The sequence below is a fragment of the Mycobacterium sp. 852013-50091_SCH5140682 genome (assembly GCF_001665685.1).
GTDB lineage: Bacteria > Actinomycetota > Actinomycetes > Mycobacteriales > Mycobacteriaceae > Mycobacterium.
On the sequence record NZ_LZTB01000035.1, the window covers coordinates 158,247 to 180,773 of the forward strand.

Annotated in this window: 20 protein-coding genes and 1 pseudogene; 5 read left to right on the forward strand and 16 right to left on the reverse strand. The window is 62.0% G+C overall.

Features of this window, described 5'->3' with window-relative positions:
* The first annotated feature begins 16 nt into the window (after positions 1-16).
* Complete coding sequence (locus A5784_RS11635; protein WP_064945041.1) at positions 17-814, forward strand: SDR family NAD(P)-dependent oxidoreductase; 798 nt, start codon at positions 17-19, stop codon at positions 812-814.
* Positions 815-858: 44 nt separating this feature from the next.
* Here the strand turns inward: A5784_RS11635 and A5784_RS11640 are convergent, their stop codons facing one another.
* The 10 genes from A5784_RS11640 to A5784_RS11685 are packed head-to-tail and all read right to left on the reverse strand — an operon-like array spanning position 859 to position 11,434.
* A complete protein-coding gene (locus A5784_RS11640; RefSeq protein ID WP_156750506.1) occupies positions 859-1,482 on the reverse strand; it encodes a hypothetical protein in 624 nt (207 codons plus the stop codon).
* A gap of 48 nt (positions 1,483-1,530) precedes the next feature.
* Positions 1,531-2,139: an Rv1363c family protein gene (locus A5784_RS11645; protein WP_064945043.1), complete on the reverse strand. Its 609-nt coding sequence runs from the start codon at positions 2,137-2,139 to the stop codon at positions 1,531-1,533.
* Positions 2,103-3,578: an MCE family protein gene (locus A5784_RS11650; RefSeq protein ID WP_064945044.1), complete on the reverse strand. Its 1,476-nt coding sequence runs from the start codon at positions 3,576-3,578 to the stop codon at positions 2,103-2,105. The genes A5784_RS11645 and A5784_RS11650 overlap by 37 nt, the downstream gene beginning before the upstream one ends.
* Positions 3,579-4,715 carry an MCE family protein gene (locus tag A5784_RS11655; protein ID WP_064945045.1) on the reverse strand — a complete coding sequence of 379 codons (1,137 nt, stop codon included), beginning with the start codon at positions 4,713-4,715 and terminating at the stop codon, positions 3,579-3,581. It lies immediately after the preceding gene.
* Positions 4,712-6,022 carry an MCE family protein gene (locus tag A5784_RS11660; protein ID WP_064945046.1) on the reverse strand — a complete coding sequence of 437 codons (1,311 nt, stop codon included), beginning with the start codon at positions 6,020-6,022 and terminating at the stop codon, positions 4,712-4,714. The genes A5784_RS11655 and A5784_RS11660 overlap by 4 nt, the downstream gene beginning before the upstream one ends.
* The gene (locus A5784_RS11665) at positions 6,019-7,386 is read right to left on the reverse strand and encodes an MCE family protein (RefSeq protein ID WP_064945130.1); all 1,368 of its coding nucleotides are present in this window, start codon (positions 7,384-7,386) and stop codon (positions 6,019-6,021) included. Before A5784_RS11665 ends, A5784_RS11660 begins: the two co-directional genes overlap by 4 nt.
* Positions 7,383-8,411, reverse strand: coding sequence for an MCE family protein (locus A5784_RS11670; protein WP_064945047.1), 1,029 nt, complete (start codon positions 8,409-8,411; stop codon positions 7,383-7,385). The genes A5784_RS11665 and A5784_RS11670 overlap by 4 nt, the downstream gene beginning before the upstream one ends.
* Positions 8,412-8,459: 48 nt before the next feature.
* Positions 8,460-9,866: an MCE family protein gene (locus A5784_RS11675; protein ID WP_064945048.1), complete on the reverse strand. Its 1,407-nt coding sequence runs from the start codon at positions 9,864-9,866 to the stop codon at positions 8,460-8,462.
* Between the two features lie 3 nt (positions 9,867-9,869).
* Complete coding sequence (locus tag A5784_RS11680) at positions 9,870-10,727, reverse strand: ABC transporter permease (RefSeq protein WP_064945049.1); 858 nt, start codon at positions 10,725-10,727, stop codon at positions 9,870-9,872.
* Entirely contained in the window at positions 10,724-11,434 is a 711-nt protein-coding gene (locus A5784_RS11685) for an MlaE family ABC transporter permease (RefSeq protein ID WP_197514713.1), read from the reverse strand. Before A5784_RS11685 ends, A5784_RS11680 begins: the two co-directional genes overlap by 4 nt.
* A gap of 484 nt (positions 11,435-11,918) precedes the next feature.
* On the opposite strand from A5784_RS11685, the gene A5784_RS11690 reads away from it, so the two are divergent.
* From A5784_RS11690 to A5784_RS11705, 4 genes are all read left to right on the forward strand, one after another.
* Positions 11,919-12,374: a nuclear transport factor 2 family protein gene (locus A5784_RS11690; RefSeq protein WP_064945051.1), complete on the forward strand. Its 456-nt coding sequence runs from the start codon at positions 11,919-11,921 to the stop codon at positions 12,372-12,374.
* Between the two features lie 195 nt (positions 12,375-12,569).
* A complete protein-coding gene (locus tag A5784_RS11695; RefSeq protein ID WP_064945052.1) occupies positions 12,570-13,763 on the forward strand; it encodes an aminoglycoside phosphotransferase family protein in 1,194 nt (397 codons plus the stop codon).
* A gap of 49 nt (positions 13,764-13,812) precedes the next feature.
* Entirely contained in the window at positions 13,813-14,988 is a 1,176-nt protein-coding gene (locus A5784_RS11700; RefSeq protein WP_064945053.1) for an acyl-CoA dehydrogenase family protein, read from the forward strand.
* Between the two features lie 42 nt (positions 14,989-15,030).
* Positions 15,031-15,693, forward strand: a complete 663-nt coding sequence (locus A5784_RS11705; protein WP_064945131.1) for a TetR/AcrR family transcriptional regulator — start codon at positions 15,031-15,033, stop codon at positions 15,691-15,693.
* Positions 15,694-15,709: 16 nt separating this feature from the next.
* Here the strand turns inward: A5784_RS11705 and A5784_RS11710 are convergent, their stop codons facing one another.
* The 6 genes and pseudogenes from A5784_RS11710 to A5784_RS11735 form a co-directional block, all read right to left on the reverse strand.
* Positions 15,710-16,720 carry a MaoC family dehydratase gene (locus A5784_RS11710; RefSeq protein ID WP_064945054.1) on the reverse strand — a complete coding sequence of 337 codons (1,011 nt, stop codon included), beginning with the start codon at positions 16,718-16,720 and terminating at the stop codon, positions 15,710-15,712.
* A 261-nt stretch (positions 16,721-16,981) separates the two neighbouring features.
* Positions 16,982-17,200: pseudogene (locus A5784_RS11715) on the reverse strand (integrase core domain-containing protein); the annotation flags it as partial.
* 43 nt (positions 17,201-17,243) lie between these two features.
* Positions 17,244-18,182: an NAD(P)/FAD-dependent oxidoreductase gene (locus tag A5784_RS11720; protein ID WP_064945055.1), complete on the reverse strand. Its 939-nt coding sequence runs from the start codon at positions 18,180-18,182 to the stop codon at positions 17,244-17,246.
* A 3-nt stretch (positions 18,183-18,185) separates the two neighbouring features.
* The gene (locus tag A5784_RS11725) at positions 18,186-21,113 is read right to left on the reverse strand and encodes an MMPL/RND family transporter (RefSeq protein ID WP_064945056.1); all 2,928 of its coding nucleotides are present in this window, start codon (positions 21,111-21,113) and stop codon (positions 18,186-18,188) included.
* Positions 21,110-21,559: an MmpS family transport accessory protein gene (locus tag A5784_RS11730; protein ID WP_232006016.1), complete on the reverse strand. Its 450-nt coding sequence runs from the start codon at positions 21,557-21,559 to the stop codon at positions 21,110-21,112. The genes A5784_RS11725 and A5784_RS11730 overlap by 4 nt, the downstream gene beginning before the upstream one ends.
* A gap of 11 nt (positions 21,560-21,570) precedes the next feature.
* The gene (locus A5784_RS11735) at positions 21,571-22,383 is read right to left on the reverse strand and encodes an oxidoreductase (RefSeq protein WP_064945058.1); all 813 of its coding nucleotides are present in this window, start codon (positions 22,381-22,383) and stop codon (positions 21,571-21,573) included.
* Positions 22,384-22,527: the final 144 nt, after the last annotated feature.

Consider the following 22,527-nt stretch of genomic DNA (forward strand, 5'->3'; position numbering starts at 1 on the left):
CCAAGGAAGGATCGACATGGATCTGGGGCTGACAAACGCGCGAGTCGTCGTGACCGGTGGCGCCTCCAACATCGGGCGAGGCATCGTGCACGCTTTCGCCGCCGAGGGCGCACGAATCGTGTTGAACGACATCGATGAACCGCAGGCATCGAAGGTCCGCGATGAGGCCATCGACCTCGGTGCCGCCGCGGTGGATCTGGCGATCAGTGACCTGACGACTCCCGAGGGCGCCAAAGAGACACTCGGGTTAGCGGTCACCCAGTGGGGTGGTATCGATGTTCTGGTCAACAACGCAGGCTGGAGTGTGCCCGGGTTCGTCGCCACCGACACCGACCGCGGCAAGTGGCAGCGCACGATGGCCGTGAATTTCTACAGTGCCGTGGCTGCCACCCAGGCCGCCATCGGACCGATGAAAGACGGCGGTGGCGGGGCCCTGGTGTTCATCGCAAGCGACGCGGCGTTCGGCCAGATCCGCCAAGGTATCTACGGAGCTTCGAAAGCAGCCATGGTGGCCTTTGCGCGCACCACCGCACGCGAACACGGTCGCCACGGCATCCGTTCGAACATCGTCTGTCCAGGCCTGGTGATGCCGGACGGCCCCGATGCGGTGGGTGCCTCCAGCCTGTGGTCTGTCGGCGAAGACGAAGTGTTCAACCCCAAGCAGATTGACTTCATGCTCAAGGACACTCCCATGCGCAGGTTGACGACGGCCGAAGATATCGCGCGGGCGGTGCTGTGGTTCTCGTCACCGCTCGCCGCACGCCAGGTAACCGGTCAGATGATCTCGGTCAGCGGAGGCTACACAATGCCATGACCTGGGCCGGATGAGTAGAGGCTGCGCACAGCCGAGATGTTTCGTCAGACGGGTTCGAATGACGAAATCAACCAGCGCCCGTCTACCTTGTCCAGCCCCACCCGAACCGACGACGCGGTATCAGTCGGGGCATCTGTGCCGACAATTGATGTCTGATTGACGAAGACCAACACCTCAGCATGACGGCCTGTTGCTGAAATCGAACTCGCTGCAGGGATATTCACCACCGCAGAGATCTTCTTCTCCCGAGCACCGGGAATCACCACGTCGTGGATAAGCTGATCGTAAGAATCGCGGAACGAGCCAGTGAGCCGTGTTTGAGCCGCTTCCAGAGTCTGCTGGACGGTATCAGGCTGATAGGAGAGCAGCGCGATAGTGGCATCACGCGCGGCCTGCACCGATTCGGTTGCGGCCACCTGCGCTTCGCGCGCCGAGCCGTCGACCCATTTCAGCCATCCCGTGACTGCACTCAGTGCGACGACAAAAAGTGGCACCACAATGAAAACGATGGCCTGGCGCCAGGACATACGCGTCTTCACAGTCGAATTCGACCCAGTCAGGTCGTCGAGAGTATGAGAGCTGCTGTCGGCGGTTTCGGCAGCACTAGCGGTGTCGTCGATGATCTCAACTGAAGACGCAGCTGCGCTCGTAGCGGTGTGTGTGGGCACGGTACTCCTTGAATCCTTGGTCGCAGCGCGGGGAAGCGGGCGAGTGAGCTAGGGAACGAACGACACGTTGGACACTTTGATGTCGTTGCCCAGCTTCTGTACCGCGATGCGCATTCGCCATGACCGCGGTTGTTGTTCTGCACTGCCGGCCATCGTCGTCTTGACGCTCACGGCAACCAGCACTTGCGCATCCTGATCGGTCTCCGACTCGACGCCCGCCGAGACCACCGTCCCCACCGACTTCGACTGTGCCTTCTTCACCACTTCGATGAAAGGCTGTGCACGACTACTGAAGTCGTCATAGAACGTGCCGGTCGCGGAGTCCAGGATGCGTTTGACGTCACCTTCAACCTCGCGGTGATCGATCGTCGTGAGATTGATCGCGCCTTGTCGGGCCACTTCGACAAACATTGCCTGCCGTTGATCGAGCTGACGGGCGTGGTTGGCCCGCACACCGAGCCAACCACCCACAGACGCGATGACGACAGCCATCACGAGACCCACCACCAGCGCGACCATTGTCGGATCGCGGCGCCGCACACGGTCGGCGTATCCCTCGGGCGATCCGCTGGCACCGGAGTCGTCGTCCTGTGTGGACTCCAACGACTCTGCTGGCTCTGTCAGTTCTGTTTCGGCGGCATCATCATCGACTGCCATGTCTGCTCCTGAGCGTTGTGGGCGAGGTTGGCCTGGGTATACACGTGGCCGTCCGGTCCGAGATAACTACCCGTCGCCGGGTCGTACTCCGCGACCGCTATCGGTGGCGCTGTCGGCGCCGGACCGGGCGCACCGGCCGGTGGCTCAGCGTTGGGTCCTGGCCCCTGGCCGGGCGGCAGTTGCGGAATCGACTGTCCGGACAGCGTCGCGTTCGGGTCGCCCTTCCAGTTGAAGCCGTCGTTGAGTGGGACATAATTCTCGTCGCTCTCACACATCTTTACTGTCGGGGCACGCTTGCCGGGCCGGGTTTCGCACGGATAGTTCCGTGCGCCGCGCACGTTGAACTGAGAGTCCTGCGGCACGCGACAGTAGAAGTCGCCGGCAGGGCGATCCGGGTAGTCAGTGAGGCTGGTCGCGCGAGCCTGCTGCGCCGGCAGGTAACCAGTCAGGCATGGTGGTGGCAAGTTGAGGTTCAGATTGAAGCTTAGGAATGCGCCTTTGTAGGCCTGCTTGGTGTTGCGGTTCGTGAGTTCGGCGCCTTGCACCACCTCGACGGCTGACGGGGCGAGGACCAGCAGTTGCTCGATGTTCGGCTGATAGGTGACAGCCACGTTGCCGATGGTGACCAGGTTCGCCAGAACCACCGGCAGTGTGGGCTGCAACCGGTCGAATAATTGTCGAGCTTGATCTGCCGCTTCCGGGCTGTTTTGCAGGATGCCCTGCACTGAGTTGTCTTCGCTCTTCAGTTGAGAGGTGACCGAAGCCAGGTTGGCAGCCCAGTTCTCGATCGAGCCGGCAGTGGCGGTCTGTGAATCCAGGATCGGTTTGGAGTTGTCGATCAGATTGGTCAGTGAATCGAGGTTGTTGCGCGCATCGATGGCCAACGTGGTGGAGCCCTTGACGAGTCGTGCGAGGTCGGGCCCGAGCCCTCCCACCGCGGTGGCCGCCTCGCTGACCGCTGTCTGCAGGTTGTCGCCGGGGATCGCATCCAGACTTTTGTCCGTGGCGGCAAGCAGCGTGCTGATATCGGGTGGAACCGAAGTGCGATCCCGCGGGATGACATCGCCATCCTTCAACGGACTTCCGTCCCCGTGCGGGAGCAAGGCAACGTACTGCTCACCAATTGATGAGGCACTGTGCACCTCTGCGGTGAGGTCCCTGGGGACCGGAATTCCGGACTTCAGCGCCAGGTCCGCGACGACGCCTGTGTCATCGAGGCGGACATCGGTGACCTTGCCTACCTCAGTGCCACGGTAGGTCACGTTGGCATTCTTGTAGAGACCAGCTGCAGCGGGCAGCTGCACCGACACCTTGTATTGGCCGACACCGAACAACAGGCCCGGCAGACCCATGTAGTTAAAGATCATGATGGACCCGCCGACCAGCGTGATCACCGAGAAGAATGCCAGTTGGATGAGAATTCGTTTGCTGAGTACCATCTAGGACCCCTGATTCAGGTGGTACGGAACGACCAACGGATTGCCCGCGGTGTAGGGACTTGGCAATTGGCCGATGGTGCGGCCCCATTGCATTTCGAGTTCGGTAAGGTCGCCTTCCCATCGCGTGCCGGTCAGGAAGGACGAGTCCAGGCGGCTGAGCGTGAGGTCGATGATCGCGGTGAGGTTTGCGTAGTCGCCGCGGAACCACTTGCTCAGTGTGTCCTGTGAGAAGGGGTACACCGAAAAGAAGCTCAGGGATCGCGTGAGGGCTGGGCCGGAGTCCGCCAACGACTTCAGCACGGGGCCGAGGTCCTTGAGCTCTTGAACCAAGGCGTCTTTGGTCTGGTTGGCCGAATCAGCCGCCAGCGCACTGAATTTGCCAAGCTGATCGAGCGCGTCGGCAAGCTTGCTCCGTTGGTCTTTGATTACCGCCAGAGCATCCGGGATCGTGTTCAGAGCTTTGTCGATCACGGGCTTCTGCTCCGAGAAGTCCGATACCAGGTTGTTCAGGCTGTCGGTGGCGGCAATGATGTCATCGGTTTGAGCGTTGGTGTTCTGAATGAACGTATCGAGTTGTGCGATCAGGCTTTTAAGGTCATTTTCACGGCCGGCGAACGCCGTGCTGAATGCTGTCGTGATGTCCTGGATCTGACCGATCCCACCGCCATTCAGCAGAAGTGACACCGCCGCCAAGGTCTGTTCGGTCGATGGGTATCCACCACCGGATGCCAGCGGAATCAGCGAACCTTCGTGCAGTCGGCCCTCGGCCGGTTCGCCGAAAGGCGGAGCCAATTCGATGTGGAGGGAACCTAGCAGACTGGTCTGGCCGATGGTTGCGGTCGCATTGGCGGGCAGCTGGACATCACCGTTGAGGCGCATCGTCAGCAGTGCGTGCCAGCCTTGGCGCTCGATGTTGGTGACAGTGCCGACGTTGACGTCCCCGACCCGCACGCGCGAGTTCTGCTGAATGTTATTCACGTCGGGCATCTGGGCCTGGACTGTGAAGGCACCCGTGCCGTCACCTTCAGTGCCCGGCATGGGGACTGAGTTCAGGCCGCGCCACGCGCCGCAGCCGCTGAGCAGCATTGACAGCGCAGTCACTGCGACCGCAGCATTGAACAGACGCCCGGAAGTCATGAGCCAGCTCCTGCGGGGACCATCAGTCCTGGCAGCCCAGCGTCTGGATTCGCTTGTGCGGCTTCGGCAGGCATCGGCGGGGCGGCCTCCGCAGGCGGCGGCGCCGTTGCGGGGGTTGGAGCGGCTGGTTGTGGTGGGACGTAGTCGGGGCGCATCCGGTCCTCGCTATAGGTCACTTCGTTGGGACGGGCGCTGGCACCCACGAATGGGTTCCCGCCGATAGGGAAGAAGTTCATCTGGCGGTTCTTCACGATGGGTGCGAGGTACTGCACACACAGCTTGGACGATTGCTCAGCGTTGAGCCGGGAGGCTGCCTGTACGGCACCACAAATGAAGCTGATCGGGTCGCTGAAATTGTTGGTCGACAGCGCGCCGGAGAGCGTTCCTTGAGCAGGTTGATAGATGTTGATGAAGTTCTGCAGCACCGTGGGAGAGATATGCAGCAGCTGCTTGACGTCGTCGATGCTCTCGGTGACCGTCTGCGAAACGGCACCGAGCTTCTCGGAGGTGGTGCCCAACGATTCCTTGTTGTCTGCAACGAATTTCGATACTTCTCTCGAGACGTCGCTGACGTCGCGCACGGCGTTGCCTACCTCGTCTGGATCATCGGCGAGCGCTCCGCTGACGGAGGCCAGATTCCTGTTGAGCTGTTCCATCAGACCTGAGCTGTCCTGCAGCGCCGACACGAGCAGCGACAGATTGCGCAAGGTGCTAAACAGGTCGGTGCTGTGGTCGCCGAGCGCCGAGGTCGCCTGGGACAGCTTTACCAAGGTGTCGTGGATGTTCCCGCCCCGACCGCGGAGGTTGTCCGCGGCGGTGTTCACCAGTGATCCCAGCGTGCTGGTGCCACCGGCCTCGGTGGGCTGCAACATCTCGGTCAGGCGCTGCAACTGGGTGCGTACGTCATCCCATTCCACGGGAACGGCGGTGCGCTTCTGGGGAATGACCGCACCGTCAGCCAAGGTGGGTCCGGTGGTGTAGGCGGGCGTCAACTGGATCGCACGGGCGGTGACCAGGGACGGCGCCAGAATGACCGCTTTGGCGTCGGCCGGCACCTGATACTTGTCGGCCACCCAGAAGCTGACCTTGGCGCGTTGCGGCTCAACATCGATCCGGGTGATCTCCCCGACCGGCACACCGAGGATGCGGATCTCGTCACCGACGAACAGCCCGTTGGTGTTGTCGAAGTAGGCAACCACTTGATTGCGCGAGATGTTCGTGGTTGCCGGGATGATCACGACGAGGCCTGCGATCAGCAGCAGCGCGAAGATGGCCACCACGGCGATACGTATACGCGGTTGCGTCATTGGTGATCTCCTCCAGGAGCAACGGGGCTGCCGTCGGGCCCGATTTCACCGGGCGCAAGCTGCAAGACCGGGCTGGGAGTCGGATCTGGCGACGAGGTGTGCCCCGGAGATTCAGGCGCTGGTGGGCCCGGCGGCGGGCCGCCGGCAGGTACTGGCGGCCCGGGGTCGCGGTAGGGGTAGCAGCCTGGGCCAGGCAGCGGTATTCCTGGCGGGCCGCACTGCTGATCACCGGGGTTGCCGGTGATGGCATCGGGGATCGTCATTCTGGGTTCGCCGCTCTGTCCGGTGCGCGGGAAGGGGACGGGCAGTGCCGGAGTGCCAGGTTGACCGGTCTGGGGATCGGTGCGTTGTGAGGGCGCCAGCACATGGGGGTCCAGGCCGAGGTCAGAGAAGGCGGCGTCGATAAAGGGCTGAACGAATTGGCCCGGCAGCAGGTTGGACAAATAGGCCTTGAAGAACGGGCCCGATGCCACCGACTCCCCCAGCGCGAAGGCGTAATTGGTGAAGCCCTTGATCGATTGCTGCACTTCGGTTTTCCGGTTCGCCACGATGGTCAATGCGCCGTTCAGCTTGTCCAGCGCCGGCTTGAGCGTGTCTCGGTTGTCACCGATGAACCCTTTGATCTGGGTGGCCAGTGCAGAAATGTTGTTCGAGATTTGGTCCAGTGCGGCGCGCTGCCCCTCCAACACCACCAGTAACGCATTGGATTCCCTGACCAGTTGAACGATCTTGTCGCTGCGCTCGGCGAGAACGCCTGTCGCTTTGTTGGCGTTTGCCAGCAGGTTGCGCAGCTGCTCGTCTCGGCGGTTGAGGGTGTCGGAGAAACGGCCGACTCCTTCGACGGCGAGGCCCAAGTCTTCAGGGGTGTCGCGGAATGTGTCGGCCAAGGTGGACAGTGAAGCCGACAGCTGATCGGTGTTCAGTCCGCTGATTTGAGCAGTGATATCACCGATCGCGTCCGGCAACTGGTAGGCCGATGTCGTGCGTTCCAGCGGGATGACGCCCTTCTGCGTGCCGTCGCCGCGCGGGGTTATATCCAGGATCTTCGATCCGAGAAGGCTTTTCGTCTTCACAGCAGCCTCGGTGCGATCACCTAGGTGGACGTCGTCATCGACTTGGAACCGGATCAGCACCCGCGGGCCGTCGAGCGAGATGCTTTCGACCTTACCGATTTTGAAACCCGATACCTGCACGTCGGCACCTGAGGTGAGGCCACCGGCCTCTGCGAAGTACGCAGCATACGAAGTCTGAGAGGACACGAACGGTAACTTGTCGTAGTTGAGTACACCGGCACCGATGGCAGCTACGGAAACAATTCCCACCGCGCCGATGACGAAGGGGTTTCGTTCCTGGAATGTCTTCATCGAGGCGTGCACCTGCCCGAGTCTTGGCCGGCCATCTTCACGTAGACCGGTTGTCCGCCTTTACCGTTCAATTTCAATACCAAGTCGCAGATGTAGAAGGAGAAGTAGTCACCGTTGAGCCCTTGCCGACCGAGAATTCGGTAGGAGTCGGGCAGCGTGGCAAGCAAGTTGTCCACATAGTCGTGATCGGCGACCACGATGCCTGCCGTGCGGTCGGTCTCGCGAACGGTGTTGGCCAGGGGAGGTCGCGCCCGGGTGAGCAGGTCAGCGATGGTGGCCGCCGAGGCGTTGGTGTAGGCGACCGCGTTGCTCAGATCACCCTTGCGCGCTTCGAGGGTATGCACGATCTCGGTGAGCGAATCGACGGCACTGCCGAACTTTTCTTTCTGATCTCCGAGAGATCCCAGCACCGTGTTGAGATTGGTGACGACTTGGCCGACGAGCTGGTCGCGGTCGGCCAGGGTGTTCGTCAGCGCGGCGGTCTGAGACAGAAACGATCCGACTGTGGCGCCTTGCCCCTGCAGAGCTGCAAGTAGTTGTCCACTAAGCGCGTTCACCTGATTCGGGTCCAGTGCACGAAACAGCGGACGAAAGCCGCCGATGAGGGCATCCAGATCCAGTGCCGGCACGGTGCGGTCGACGGGGATGGTGGCGCCGGGCGGCAGAATTTTCGGCGATCCGGTGCCTTCTTCGAGTGCCAGGTACCGGCCACCGATGACGTTGTCGTAACGGATCGCCGCGCGACTGCCTTCGGTCAGCACGACCGAGTCCTCCGCGCTGAATTCGACCGTCACAGTGCTGTCTTTGTTCAGTGCGATGGTGTTGACCTTGCCGACCTCGACACCGGCAATGCGGACGAAGTTCCCGTTCTCCAGACCCGTCACATTGGTAAAAACCGCTCGAAACGTTCGCGCTTCACCGAAGCGGAACTGCGCGAAAATGGTGAGCAGCGCGAACATTCCCAGTGCGGCGACGACTACAAACGCGGTGAGTCGCCAGGCCGCGCCTGACAAGTTGTCTTTCACGTCTATGGCCTCTCAGGGTTCTTCGGGCGGGGTCGTCTCATGGGCCGGTCACCCCTGCGGTGGTGACGATGGATCGGACGGCAGTCCGCCGATCCCGGGCGGGACGGGCGCCTGAGCGGCATCCGGTGCCTCCGGTGCGGGCGGCACACCCGGGAACAACGGGGTGCCATCGGGCCCATATTGCGGAGCGCCGTACGGCGGTTCCCAGGGCGGCGTGGGACCCGGCGCGGGGCCACCGGGGTAGCGGATGCTCGGCGGCTCCGGAACGGCCCTGGTGACTGGGAAGAAGTTGGCCCAGCCGGGGAATCCGATGCCGGGGTTGGGTCGGTTGTCGAGCCCAGTGCCGAACCCGGTGTCGGTGATCAGCGTGCGCACCGGCCAGTTCTTCGACACGTCCGGTAACGAACCGCATCCCGGCTTGCCTCCCGGACCGCCCTTGGCACCGTTGATCGGCAGATTATCTGGGTATCGGTAGGGATCGTCGCCGAGCAACAGCGCCGCGTCGACGATAAGCGACTTGCCGTTGCCGCCACCCATGTAGTCGCCGTGACCGAAGTCGATGACATTCTTTCCGCCTAAGAACAGGCAGGTCAGCTCGGGGTTGTATTTGTTGAGCAAGCCAGTTGTGGGTCGAGCGGTGTTGATCGCGTTGACCAGATTGTCCTTGTTGGGCCCGAGGAGTTGTATTCCGCTTTGTGAGAATCCAATGACGTTGAGCAGCAAGGAGTCCAGCTCGCGAGAGTTTGAGGTCACCGTGGCGCTGGTGGCGCTCGCCCCGTCGAGGATACGGATGATGTCAGGAGCGGCGACGGTGTAGGTGCCGTTGAAGTTCGTGAACGCGCGCCAGTCTTGGCCGATGGCGTCCGCCCGCGCGTTCAGTGCGGTGAGGACCTCGTTGGCCGACGTGGTCGCCTCGCCCATACGGGGGCCCTGACCGCGCACCCCCTCGGCGACTGCCGAGAGCACAGAGTTCAGTTTGGCTGGGTCGACCTTCTTGATGACGCCGACGAGATCCTGGAAGACGGTGTTCACCTCAGTGCTGACATTCTGTGACTGCAGCACCGCTCCCGCCGCCAACACCTCGCCAGAGGGTTGTTCAGGGAAGATCAGGTCGACGTACTTGGCTCCGAACACCGATGTCGAGGCGATGCGAGCCTCCACATTGGAGGGCAGGTATCGGACTTTGTCCGGGTCCAGTTCGAGTTGGAGGCTCACTGGGTCACGTCCCCCGGTTATGGATCCGACGCGTCCGACCTGGACTCCGCGCAGCTTGACTTTCGCGCCAACCTCCATCACCAGGCCGGCCCGGTCAGAGTTGAGGGTGACGGGGACGAATCGCCGGAAGGATCCATTGAAAAGCGCCCACGTTAGGGCAACGCACCCGACGGTAAAAGCGATCAGAATCGCAGTCCACCAGTCGGCTTGGACGCGTGCTTCGCCTGCTCGACGCGCCATACCTCAGCCCGCCAGGTTGAAATTGCCGGACTGTCCGTAAATGGACAGAGTTACCAACAGGGTGACGAAGACGGCGACGACAAGTGATGTCCGGGTGGCCCGGCCCACGGCCTCACCGACGCCGGCCGGGCCTCCTGAGGCAGTGAACCCGTAATACGTATGTACGAGCATGATTACCACCGCGGTGACCACTGCCTGGACGAACGACCAGATCAGGTCTGTGGGGATGAGGAATGTCCGAAAGTAGTGGTCGTAAACGCCAGTGGACTGGCCGTAGATGACCGTCGTGCCGAAGCGCGCGGCAAGGAACGACATTATTACTGCCACGCAGTAGAGGGGGACCACCACGACGACGCCGGCCAGAACCCGCGTAGTTGCCAGGTAGGCCAATGAACGAACGCCCATCACCTCTAGTGCGTCGATCTCCTCGTTGATGCGCATGGCGCCGAGTTGCGCAGTGGAGCCGGCACCGATGGTGGCGGCCATGGCGATGGCTGCGGTCAGCGGCGCGATCAGTCGCACGTTGAAGTACGCGGATGCGAAGCCGGTCAACGCCTCGACGCCGACCTGCGCGAACTGGTTGTAGCCCTGTACGGCGACCAGCGCTCCGGTCGAAATGGTGAGGAAGCCCACGATGACGACGGTGCCGCCGATGACGGCGAGGGCACCGGTTCCCAGGCTCATCTGCGCGATCAGTCTGACAAGTTCGGTCTTATAGTGTGCGAACACGTCCACCGTCGAGCCGAGGGTGCGACCGTAGAACTGGGTCTGTTCACCAACTCTCGTCCAGCCCGCATGCCACTTGCGTGATCGTTGCGATGTACGTGGAAACCGCTGTTCTACAGTGGCTTTGAAGCTCACAGGTTCACCTTGATTCCTACGGCGGTCATGAAGATGTTGATGACGAAGAGCGCGAGGAACGAGAAGACCACGGTCTCGTTCACCGCATTGCCGACACCTGCGGGGCCGCCGCCGACGGTTGTTCCCATGTAGCAGGCGATCAGGCCGGCAGTCATCCCGAACAGGGTGGCTTTGATGAGTGAGACGACGACGTCACCAGCACCCGTGATGAGGGTGAGCCCGGCAATGAACGCCCCGGGTGTGACGTGCTGGAAGAACACCGAGAACGCGAATCCGCCTGCAAGGCCGACAAGAATCACCAGTGACGACAACAGCAATGCCACCACTGTTGCCGCCAAGACGCGTGGGACGACCAGCGCCCGGATCGGGTCGATCCCCATCACGCGCTGAGCGTCCAATTCTTCACGGATGGTGCGCGCTCCAAGGTCTGCGCACATCGCCGTAGCGCCGGCGCCCGCGACGACGAGAACGGTAACGATCGGGCCGATCTGGGTTACCGCTCCCAACGCTGCACCGGTACCCGAGAAGTCGGCGGCACCGAACTCAGCCAAGAGCACGTTGAACGTGAACACTGTCAGGACTGTGAACGGAATCGACAACATCAGCGTCGGCAACAGCGACACCCGTGCCACGAACCACGACTGAAGGACGAATTCGCGCCAGGGAAACGGCGGATGAAAAGTCGCGACCGCAGTGTCGAGTGACATGGCGAAGAATCCACCGATGGCCCGCACCGGCTGCGCGGCATTACTGGTCTTGAACACCAAGCTCCTCACAGTTTCCTGTCAGTACGGCAATCACGAGCGGCTACGTCCCCCTGGCTCCAGTTCGCTGTAAACGGTCACGGTGCGCATCTCCCCCACCGCACGTCCGCGGGTCACATCGATGTTTCCGAGTGATGCGGCTCACGGATCGAATCAAAATTAAACTAAAAACATCAAGTTTGAGCAAGGGTGGGATCCGCCCCCGCCCCCCGATCCGACCATCTGTGCAGGCCGCTCATCGTTTGACGTTGCCGTCAGAGATTTGAGCCATCGGCCGCATCCGACCAACTGCTTACCAGCACTAATTAGAATTTCGCGCCCACGCCGGACCGAGCCGGACGGACGCTATGACGCCGCTGGCGACCACGCTGCTACCGAGATCACTCATCTCTCCCGCAAATTTTTGAATACATGATAAATTTTTTGGATGACTACGAGTACCCCCCATCCCGCCGACGAAGGCTTCGCCGACGCATACGGCCGCGCTTGGAGCGAAGATCCCGAACTGCTTTGCATGTTCTTTGCCAGCGAAGGCGCCTACACCGATGTGGCTATGGGGGGCACCTACGTTGGACGCCAGGGAATTCAGCGCTTTCACCGCTGGATGTTGAAGTTCTCCCCCGATTCATTGATCGAGTTCAGCCAGCCGGCAGTACAGGACGACCGGGCGTACTACGAGTGGACCTGGAGCGGTTCAATCAACGGCCCGCTTCGCCTGCCCAGCGGCGATCAGGTCCATGCGTCGGGTCGCGAGTTCTCGGTCACCGGCATCGCCGCCTGCCGGTTCGATCAGAACGGAAAACTGACGAGTCACCGTGATTATTGGGACGTCGGACTCTTGGTCGAGCAACTCGGGCAGTCGCTTGTTGTGAGAACTGCCTGAACCGCATGCCAAATGGGGCGCAGCATCTGGGCGGATACACGCCAGCCCGCCCCGGTTCGCCGCACTCCCAGGCGAAGCTTCCGCAGGCGGTCGGACACTCCAGCAATATTTGAATATTCATTAAATACTCATGCCAGACCTGCGCACAGCTCCCTCGCAGATGACGACATCGACCCGAGCAGAGGTGACACCGATATGACGACGAACGACACAGTGGCGACGATCGCCACAGCTGGGCGCATTGCTGCGTCCGTCGTCAGGGAAAGACTGCTGCCACGACGCCGTCTCCTTGATCCCTCGACAGTGCCCTCGTCAGCTGAAGCCATCACCCCGGAGTGGTTGACAGCGGTGTTGTGCTCGCAAGTTCGCGGTGCACGGGTCGTCGGCATCACGGTGTCTAGCGGGGACAACGGCACGAGTGCACGACGGGCCCTCGTGGTGGACTACAACGACGCCGGCATGGCAGCTCGCCTGCCGACAAAGCTGTTCACGAAGTCAACGGCCACGATCGGTTCACGCATCCTGCTCGGGGTGACCGGCATCGCCGAGGGCGAATCGGTCTTCTATAACAACGTCCGTCAAGACCTGGCGCTGCGTAGCCCTCGTGCCTACTACTCAGGCTACGACGTCACACGTCATCGCTCTTTGGTGATCCTGGAGGACCTGACCGACCGTGGCTGGTCGTTTCCCGATCCTATGGCCAACGCTGTGCAGCGCAACGACGCCGAAGACATGGTTGCGCAGCTAGCCGTTTATCACGGTGCTCTGTGGGACAGCCCGCGATTCGCCACCGACCTGGCACCGCTACGTCCCGCCTATGACTGGCAGCAGAATCTGAACCGCAAGGTTGGTTTCGAAAAACGAACACTGACGGGCTTGCGACGGGCAGAAGGTGCTGTCGACACCCGGCTCTATAGCGAGCGGGACAAGTTGTATCCCGCGTTCATGCGGTCGCTGTTCCTGCACCGCTACGGCCCTTCAACGCTCCTACATCAAGATCTACACCTCGGGAACTGGCTGCGGGATGAGAACGGGCGCATGGGCCTGTACGACTGGCAGTGCGTCGCGAAAGGCCACTGGGCACTGGACTTCTCGTATGCCCTCGGCGCAACCCTGCCCACACAGAATCGCCGCGAGTGGCAGGAAGATCTGGTGCGGCTCTATCTGGAATGCCTTAGCGCCACCGGAGTGACCGACGTGCCATCGTTCGACCAAGCGTGGCTTGCCTACCGCCAACAGTCAATGCACGCGTTGGCCTTCGCACTCTTCACCTACGGCGGAAGCCGCTTCGAACCTGAACTCCAGCCGCGGGACTACACGCTGAACTCGATCGTACGTATCGCTGCGCATGCGACCGATCTGGAGTCGATCCAAGCTCTTACCGACTGAACGCCACCAACAGGCCCTTCTCGACTGATCCCTACATGGAGGTTGCACCTTGGACTCAACTGCATTCACTCTCACCCCCCGGCAGGAGGGGATCGTTGAATCGGCACGGATGTTCGGTGAGAAGTGGGCACCTCACGCCACAGAGATCGACCGTAAAGACACCGCCCCAGTAAATGAGATGATCCGGGACACTGTCGATCTCGGTTTGTCCGGCCTAACCATCCCAAAGAAATTCGGGGGGCGCGGTTACGATGCCATTGAGTTCGCACTCGCCGTCGAGCAGGCCTGCCGTTCGATGAAGTCGTGGATGGCAGGCGACATTCTGTTCGCCACGACATGTACCGGCCCGTCGGTCATCATGATGAGTGACAACAGCACGGCACACGCCAGATATCTACCCAAGATTGCCTCAGGGCAGCGCACCGCCGCCATCGCTCTCTCCGAGCCCAAGTACGGTTCGGCTGTCACCGACATCGAGACCTCCGCGAGCCTCGACGGGGACGTGATCTGCATCAACGGATCGAAGCGATTCATCACCGGTGCACCGGATTACGATGTTTACGTCACCTTCGTGCGCTTGAACAACACTCCTGGCATGCGGGGCGTCGGTGCCGTCGTGGTGGACAAGGGCACCCCTGGTTTGTCGCTCGGAAATGGACCCGAATACATGGGTTCGCGCGGCTCGCCGCACGGCGAGCTGTTCTTCGACGATTGCCGCGTTCCTCGCGAGAATCTGCTGATGGGTGAGGGTTCGTTCGCCCATCTCATGCAGGCCTTCAACATGGAGCGCCTGTACATCTCGGCGATGTGCCTCGGGCTGGCGCAAGGGGCATTCGACGAGGCTGTGACCTACTCCGACGAACGCGAACAATTCGGGCGACCGATAAATGAGTTTCAGGCCGTCTACCACATGATTGCCGAGATGTGGACGCAGATCGAATCCGTGCGCTACCTGACGTACAAGGCGGCGCTGACTGCTGAACGCGGCAAGTTTCCGAAGGCTCTCGATGTCTCGACGGCCAAACTCCACGCAGCCGATATGGGCCGCGACATCTGCTGGAAGGCCATGCAGGTCCTCGGCGGAAACGGTCTGGTCACCGGATTCCCGCCGGAGCGATGCTTCCGCGATGTCATCGTGTCCTCCATCGCGGGCGGAACCACTCAAGTGCTCAAGAACACCATCGCCGCCCAGGTTCTCGGGAAGCGGCTCAATCAGCGTGTGTGAGCGGTGACCTCACAATCTCACCACTTCATGGAAGGTGAGCGGATGTGCATCGACGACTGGGCCGACTGTGCTCATCCGTCAGTCACACCAGCCGGTCTTAAGCGCCGCGAGGACATTCTGTGTGCCGCGACCCGTCTCTTCGCACATCGCGGGTACCAAGGCACGCGGGTGAGCGACATTGCGGCCGCCTCCGACGTCAACAAAGCGACGCTCTATCACTACTACCTCAGCAAGGCCAGCCTGCTGTACGACATCTTCCGACTAGCAGCGTCGGCGACGATGGCAGCGGTTGAGCTCGATCCGACCGTGAGACCGGTACAGGCCATTCACGAATGCACCGTGAACCTCCTGCGGATGGTGGCGCGAGATCCGCACGGTATGGCCGTGTATACAAAGGAAAGTCCGTTCATCGCCGAATGGCTCTCTGCCAAGCAAGTGGAAAGCATCCGATTTGCGGAAACCACCGTGTATCGACGCATCGCCGACATCATGGACCGCGGTGTCGCCGATGGATCCTTCCGTCCTTGCGACTCGCACATCTTGGCACTGGGATACCTGGGAATGACTATTGGTTCGCACCGATGGCTCACACCGATTGACATCGACTCAGCCGACCGAATCGCCGATGAAATCGCGAGTACGTTCATCCGCGGCCTCACCCGACGTCTTGCAGATGATGCCGCATCGCAGGTCCGCAACGTCTGACGTCACACCTGCGGAATCAGAACATCAACGCGGTGAAGCGCCAATCCAGTACTTGCCGGTCTTTTTCCCCCGCCGCATCACTCGCGGCGAACACAACGGAACGAAGAGACAAGGTACCTCCGCGACCCTCAGGCAGTGGTGTCGCCGCTTCGATGTGCAAGTCGCTATACAGCGTGTCGCCTTCGTGTACAGGTCCGGTGTGATCACACGATGCCCACCGCAGGACACTGGCAAGATTGGGCAGCAGTCGGGTCGCCTGTGCCAGCGCGATTCCCATGGTATGACCGCCGTAGACCAGTCGACGCCCGCCGCTCCGCCAATCATGGTGAGTAGCAGCGATATTGAGACTCAACCGCGCCAGCTCCGGGGCGCTAGTCACAACATCGCCCGTGCTGCGCAACGCGCGACCCTCTAGGTCTGTGGTGAAATGCGGCCCGGGAACTCGAGCTCGGAAGACTTCGCCGTCCCAGTCACGGGACGGATCGGTGGCCACCTCTCCTGCGCCGATCGTTGACAGATCGTCGTGCCGGCCAGTCTCGCGCACCCCGGGTGATAGCGGCAGCATCGCGCAGCGATGAAAGTCGAGCACCAGCCGGTCATTCTGATCGGCAGTCGTCATTCGTAACGCGACAAGACCTGTCGGAGCACGTCCCTCCCGGACTGAGTTCTGCTTCAAACCAACCACTTCAGTACGCGTGAAAAGTGAATCGCCGATCGCCGGAAATCGATGAAACGCAAGGCCGCGGTAGAACAGATTTGCTTTGACACGCTGGGTCGCCAACGTGCTCTGCCCGATCGCCACGTCGGTTACCAACGACGGGTGCGCGAGAGCATGTGAGCTTCCTGTCACTGCGGCGGCGAGCGGCACATCCAGGGCAAGCCGCATCCGATCACCCAGGATTGCCTGGTGCAGCGCAGCGGCTCCGTCAGTGAGCGTCATCGGCGGTGCGCTGTCGAAGATCCGACCCACCCACATGTCATCGAAGTACGGACCGCCCGAAACATCAGCCTCGGCCTCGTTGCCCATCGCAGTCCTTTCTGACGTACCAGGATGGCGAGCGTCACGACCCTTCAACAGCGACGCAATCACCCAAGAATTGAATATAGATTAAACGATGTTGCCAGTTTTTCCGGGGCAGGGTGAGGACTTCTTGTATCCACATCACCGCGCCGCCACCACCGCCAACAACAGCAGGCCGCCGGGAATCGTGGCTTACACGACAGCACAACAACGCCGAAATGACGGGGGAACAGCCCCGGGTTTAGTTGACTCGCGGGGGTGTGAATTTCAGGCCGCGGTTGCGACTGGTGTGTGGAGCAGTTCGAACTCTATCGGGGTGAACTTGCCGAGGGCGCGTTGCCGGCGGCGTCGGTGGCAGGTCCGCTCGTTCCAGGTGAGGATCGCGAGGCGTAGTTCGGCTAGGGTGGACCAGCGTTTCCGGTCGAGCACGTTGCGTTGCAGAAGTGCGAAGAAAGACTCCATAGCGGCGTTGTCACCGCATGCACCGGACTCCAGTTCATGATTCAGCTCACCGTTGACGGTGGTTCCGTCATCCCGGTATCGGTAGGCCGGCGTCCTCGGCCAATAAACTCTGCACAATCGAGGTGGCCGCGAGCGAACCTGTCGCGATCGCCGAGGCTACCTGCGGCATTTGCGCACTGGCGTTGTCGCCGGCGGCGAAGACTCCGGGAACCGTTGTCCGGCAGAGCGCATCGATTGCGATAGGACTCGCCACCGCCGGCGTCGGCTCGCCGAATTCGACCCCGAGCTGTTCAACCAACTGCGACCGCTGGTGCAGTGTCGTCGCGACGAGCAGCCCGCTGCGTGCCAGCCGGGTTCCGTCGGCGAACACGATGGCTTCCAATTCGCCATTGGTGGAGGCGAGTTCGGCAACGGGTCGCTCGTCGACCGCGACGCGTGCGGCGGCCAACTGCGATCGGGCATCACCATCGAGCTCCGCAGGTCCTCCAGTCAAGAGCACAACGTCGTCGCTCCATGCTCTGAGCAATACCGACGATTGCACTGCCCGCTTGCCGTTCGCCAATACCGCCAACGGTTGATCGCGAACCTCCCAGCCGTGGCAGAACGGGCAGTGGAACACCGACCGCCCCCACAACTGCGCGAGCCCGGGCAGCGCAGGTGGCCGGTAGTCCATGCCAGCGGCCAGCAGTACCCGACGCGCGCGTTCGCGCCGACCGTCGGACAGGTCCAGTTCGAAGACATCGCCGGCACGCTCACCCGCCACCACCTCACCGGTCCACACTTCGACGGACGGATAGGCGGCAATCTCCCGCCGCCCGGCCTCGTACAGCTCACCCGGCGGTCGGCCGTCGTGACCCAGCAACCCGCCGATGCCGTGGGCGGCCTGGTTGCTCGGCTGGCCTGCGTCGACCAGCAGCGTTCGCCGCCGCGCCCGGCCGAGTACCAGACCCGCGCTCAAGCCTGCGGCTCCGCCACCGACGACGATGCAGTCCCATGTTGTGCTCATGACCTAATTCTCCTCATTGTTTGGAGCGTTGACGGGATCGGCTTTGTGCGTGTCCGTGGAATCTGTCGCTAACAGTTTTCGGACGGAGATCCGCGAACCGAACGGCTGCAGCATCTGGCTGGCCGGCCTGGTGCGCACGTTCAGCGGCCACCAGAACCAGCGGCCCAGCAGTGCCGCGATCGACGGTGTCATGAGTGATCGCACGATCAGTGTGTCGAAGACGAGGCCGAGGCAGATCGTGGTGCCGATCTGCTGGATCATGACCAGGTCGCTGACGATGAACGAGCCGAGGGTGAAGGCGAACACCAGTCCGGCGGCGGTGACCACTCCGCCGGTGCCGCCCATCGCGCGGATGATGCCGGTGTTGAGTCCGGCACCTACTTCCTCCTTGAACCGGGAGATCAGCAGGAGGTTGTAGTCCGCCCCGACCGCGAGCAGGATGATGATGGCCAGGGCGGGCACGAGCCAGAACAGCTGGACTCCGAAGATGTACTGCCATACCAGGATCGATAGCCCGAGCGCAGCTCCCAGGGAAAGGACGACAGTGCCGACGATCACGATCGCGGCCACGAAGCTGCGGGTGATGAACATCATCACCAGCAGGATCAACGCGACCGCCGCCAACGTGACGATCATCAGGTCGTACAGCGATGCCTCCTGGATGTCCTTGTACGTCGATGCCGTCCCAGCGATGTAGATGCTGGCGTCGGCCAGGGGGGTCGCCTTGATCGCATCGAAGGCAGAGTTCCGGATGGCGTCGATGTGCGAGATGCCCTCGGGGCTGGCGGGTTTGCCCTCGTGCGTGATCGTCATCCGGGCGGCTTTGCCGTCGGGCGACATGAACAGTTCGAGGCCGCGCTTGAATTCGGCGTTGTCGAATGCCTCCGGCGGCAGGTAGAACGAATCGTCGTTCTTGGCATCGTCGAAGGCCTTGCCGAGCGCGGTGGCGTTCTCCAGCGCTTCTCGGCCCTGTGTCAACGTTCCGTTGACGGTGGCGTAATTGGACTGCAGCAACTCTCGATTGGTTTCCTGGATGTCGACCTGCGGTGGGATCAACTCCAGCAGCTGCGGTTGCAGTGCGTTGAGTTTGTCGAGGCTTGCGGTGATCTTTGCGAATTGGTCACTGAGTTTGGAGATGCCGTCCAGGGAGTCGAACACCGATCGCAGGGCCGCACACGACGGAATGTTGTAGCAGTGTGGCTCCCAGTAGAAGTAATTGCGCAGTGGCCGGAAGAAGTCGTCGAAGTTGGCGAGGTTGTCTCGGACCTCGTTGATGGTGTCGACGGTGTCGTGGAATGCCCGCACCTGTTCGTCGGTGGCATTTGTGGCTTGCTGCTGCAAGGAGAGCTGCTGTTGCAAGATGTCGATCCCCTTATTGGTCTGATCGATCTGGGTCAGCAGGTCGCGGGCCCGGTCCTCCTGGTAGCTCAGGTTCATGACCTGGCCTGCACTTTGGGCGCTGATCTGAAAGGGAATGGAACTGTGCTTGATCGGCGTACCGAGGGGTCGGGTGATCGATTGCACCAGTGCGACCCCGGGGGTGTGCAGCACCGCCTTGGCGACGCGTTCCAGAATCAGCATGTCCGCGGGATTGCGCATGTCGCGATCGGATTCGATCATCAGCAACTCGGGATTGAGCCGTGCCTCCGAGAAGTGGCGTTCGGCGGCGGTGTATCCGATGTTGGCCGGGGCGTCGTCTGGCATGTAGGGCCGTCCGTCGAAGCTGATCTTTGCTCCCGGCAGCGCGAGGAGGCCCACCGCGGCCACCGCGAGTGACGCGACGAGCACGGGTCCCGGCCACCGCACGATCGTCGTGCCGACGCGGCGCCAGCCCGTGGTGCGAAGCGCACGCTTGGGGTCGAGCAACCCGAACCGCGCAGCGGTCGTCACCACCGCCGGCCCGAGGGTCAGAGCCGCGGCCAACGTCACGAGGAGGCCCATCGCCGTGGGGATGCCGATGCTGCTGAAGTACGGGAGTCGGGTGAAGTGCAGGCACGCCACTGCTCCGACGATGGTGAGTCCAGAGCCGACGATGACATGGACGGTGCCACCGAACATGTCGTGGTAGGCCGCCTCGCGATCCAGGCCCTTGCCACGGGCTTCTTGGTAGCGCCCGACGAGGAAGATGGCGTAGTCGGTGCCCGCGGCGATGGCCATGCCTGTCAGAAGGTTCACCGCGTAGGTCGAGAGGTCGAACAGGCCCGCGTTGCCCAGCAGCGCGACCACCCCTCGCGTTGCTGCGAGTTCGATCGCGACCACGAGCACAACGATCAGCATGGTGACCACGGAGCGGTAGACGATGAGCAGCATCACCGCGATGACGAGAAACGTGACGGCAGTGATGACGTGGGTGCCTTCGTTGCCGATCTCGAAGTTATCGGTAATCGCCGGGGCGGCGCCGGTGACGTAGGTCTTGACCCCTGGCGGTGGCGGTGTGTCGGCCACGATCTGGCGGATGCTGTCGACGGAATGATTGGATCGTGCCTCGCCCTGGTTGCCCTCGAGGTACACCTGAACGAGCGCTGCCTTGCCGTCCTTGCTCTGGGCGCCGCCCGCGGTGATCGAATCGCCCCAGAAGTCCTGTACGTGCTGGACGTGTTCATTATCTGCCCGCAACTTCTCAACGAGGCCGTCGTAGTAGGTGTGCGCGTCCTCGCCCAGCGGTTGATCGCCTTCGAGAACAATGACGGCTTCACTATCGGAGTTGAACTCGCCGAACTTCTCCCCGATGTGTTTCATGGCCGTGACCGACGGAGAATCAGGCGCGTTCAAGGCGACCGAACGCTCAGTGCCGACGATCTCGAGTTGGGGCACCAGTATGTTCGTCACGCCGGCGACCGCGACCCAGATCAAAATGATCGGGAGGGCGAGTGTGCGGATGACACGCGCGACCCGAGAACGGTCGGATCCCTCTGTCCCGTGCTGGCTCACGCCGTTTTGTCCAGACAGGCGATGTATCCGTTCACGTCGTTGGAAGACCTTTCATCCTTGACGATGCCATTGACGGTTATGCGGCAGGTGATGCTGCTCGAATCGCCCTGGGCGCGTAGGTCGGCGAACAGCGTCGTGTCCTCGGTGACCAAGTCGTGCGACCACGGCAGGGGCGCGTCGTCGACGCGCTGGGGTTGCGCGTGCTCATCGAGGAAGTTGATGGTTGCCCGCGCACCGGGATGTCCGAGGACCTCCAGGTGGACCCGTTTGGGGTCGTATCCGGTGTTCTCGGGCGAATCGGCTGAGGGCTTTGATGTTTGGTACTGCGAGCCAAAGATGCCGTGCAACCGGTAGACGCCGGTGACGACCAAGGCCACCACGATGATCGCCACGAGCACCGCCCAATGGCGGGCGGCCGCCCTTCGTATCGATAATGTCGGCTCCACCACTCGGTCCGTCATCCTTGGACGCCGAGGGACTTGCGCAACTGTTTGTCGAAGATTCGGCGGGGAGCAAAGCGACGCATCGCGCTGAGTTGGCGGGCTGAGCCTGCGGGATAGCGCACTTTCGGGGCGGAGCCCGTCGCGGCTGCGACGATGACCTTCGCCACGACGACGGGATCGTCGCCGTTGTTGACCTGTTCTGCCACTGCCTGGTTGGAGCGCTCCCGCTGGCGCTCGTATGCCGCCAGCGCGTTGTCCGGTCTTGCGGTGTTGTCGTCGAAACCGGTTCTGGTGCCACCGGGCTCGACGAGAAGTACCCGGATGTTGTGTTCGCGCACCTCGTGGTCCACGGACTCCGAATAGCCCTCGACGGCGTATTTGGTCGCGCTGTAGGCAGCCATGTACGGCGCGGGCATCAAGCCGAAGATCGACGAGATGTTGATGATGCGTCCACTGCCCTGCTTACGCATGTGCGGCAGGACGGCATTGGTCATCCGGATGACGCCGAAGACGTTGATGTCGAAGAGTTTCTGCGTCTGGGCGATCGAATTCTCCTCGCTGGCTCCGGCCAGCCCCATACCTGCGTTGTTGACCAGCACGTCGATCCGGCCGAACTTGGAGATCACCGCCTCAACCGCCGCGGCGACGGACTCGTCACTTGTGACGTCGAGATCGACCAACGTCAGGTCTTGGCCGCCGTCCAGTCCCGCGGCATTGCGGCTGGTACCGACCACCTGGAATCCCGCGTCGATCAATCCACGGGCGGCGAACCTGCCGAGACCTGAATGTGCGCCGGTGACGAGTGCAACCGGTCGTGATGTTGTCACGTGAATCGTTTCCTAGCTGTGTGGCGGTGGTGTGCGTTACGTGGGGGCCTGGGCGGCGCGGAGCAGTTCAACGGCATGGGTTCCTCTCAATCGCGCCATGCTGCACTCAGCCTGTCCGGTGAGCTCACGAAGGTTGTGTACTGA

Bases quoted from the DNA above. Each gene is read 5' to 3' on its own strand.
- A5784_RS11635 (WP_064945041.1), top strand. From the start codon at position 17: ATGGATCTGGGGCTGACAAACGCGCGAGTCGTCGTGACCGGTGGCGCC.
- A5784_RS11645 (WP_064945043.1), bottom strand. From the start codon at position 2,139: ATGGCAGTCGATGATGATGCCGCCGAAACAGAACTGACAGAGCCAGCA.
- A5784_RS11650 (WP_064945044.1), bottom strand. From the start codon at position 3,578: ATGGTACTCAGCAAACGAATTCTCATCCAACTGGCATTCTTCTCGGTG.
- A5784_RS11655 (WP_064945045.1), bottom strand. From the start codon at position 4,715: ATGACTTCCGGGCGTCTGTTCAATGCTGCGGTCGCAGTGACTGCGCTG.
- A5784_RS11660 (WP_064945046.1), bottom strand. From the start codon at position 6,022: ATGACGCAACCGCGTATACGTATCGCCGTGGTGGCCATCTTCGCGCTG.
- A5784_RS11665 (WP_064945130.1), bottom strand. From the start codon at position 7,386: ATGAAGACATTCCAGGAACGAAACCCCTTCGTCATCGGCGCGGTGGGA.
- A5784_RS11675 (WP_064945048.1), bottom strand. From the start codon at position 9,866: ATGGCGCGTCGAGCAGGCGAAGCACGCGTCCAAGCCGACTGGTGGACT.
- A5784_RS11685 (WP_197514713.1), bottom strand. From the start codon at position 11,434: ATGTCACTCGACACTGCGGTCGCGACTTTTCATCCGCCGTTTCCCTGG.
- A5784_RS11690 (WP_064945051.1), top strand. From the start codon at position 11,919: ATGACTACGAGTACCCCCCATCCCGCCGACGAAGGCTTCGCCGACGCA.
- A5784_RS11695 (WP_064945052.1), top strand. From the start codon at position 12,570: ATGACGACGAACGACACAGTGGCGACGATCGCCACAGCTGGGCGCATT.
- A5784_RS11705 (WP_064945131.1), top strand. From the start codon at position 15,031: ATGTGCATCGACGACTGGGCCGACTGTGCTCATCCGTCAGTCACACCA.
- A5784_RS11710 (WP_064945054.1), bottom strand. From the start codon at position 16,720: ATGGGCAACGAGGCCGAGGCTGATGTTTCGGGCGGTCCGTACTTCGAT.
- A5784_RS11720 (WP_064945055.1), bottom strand. From the start codon at position 18,182: ATGAGCACAACATGGGACTGCATCGTCGTCGGTGGCGGAGCCGCAGGC.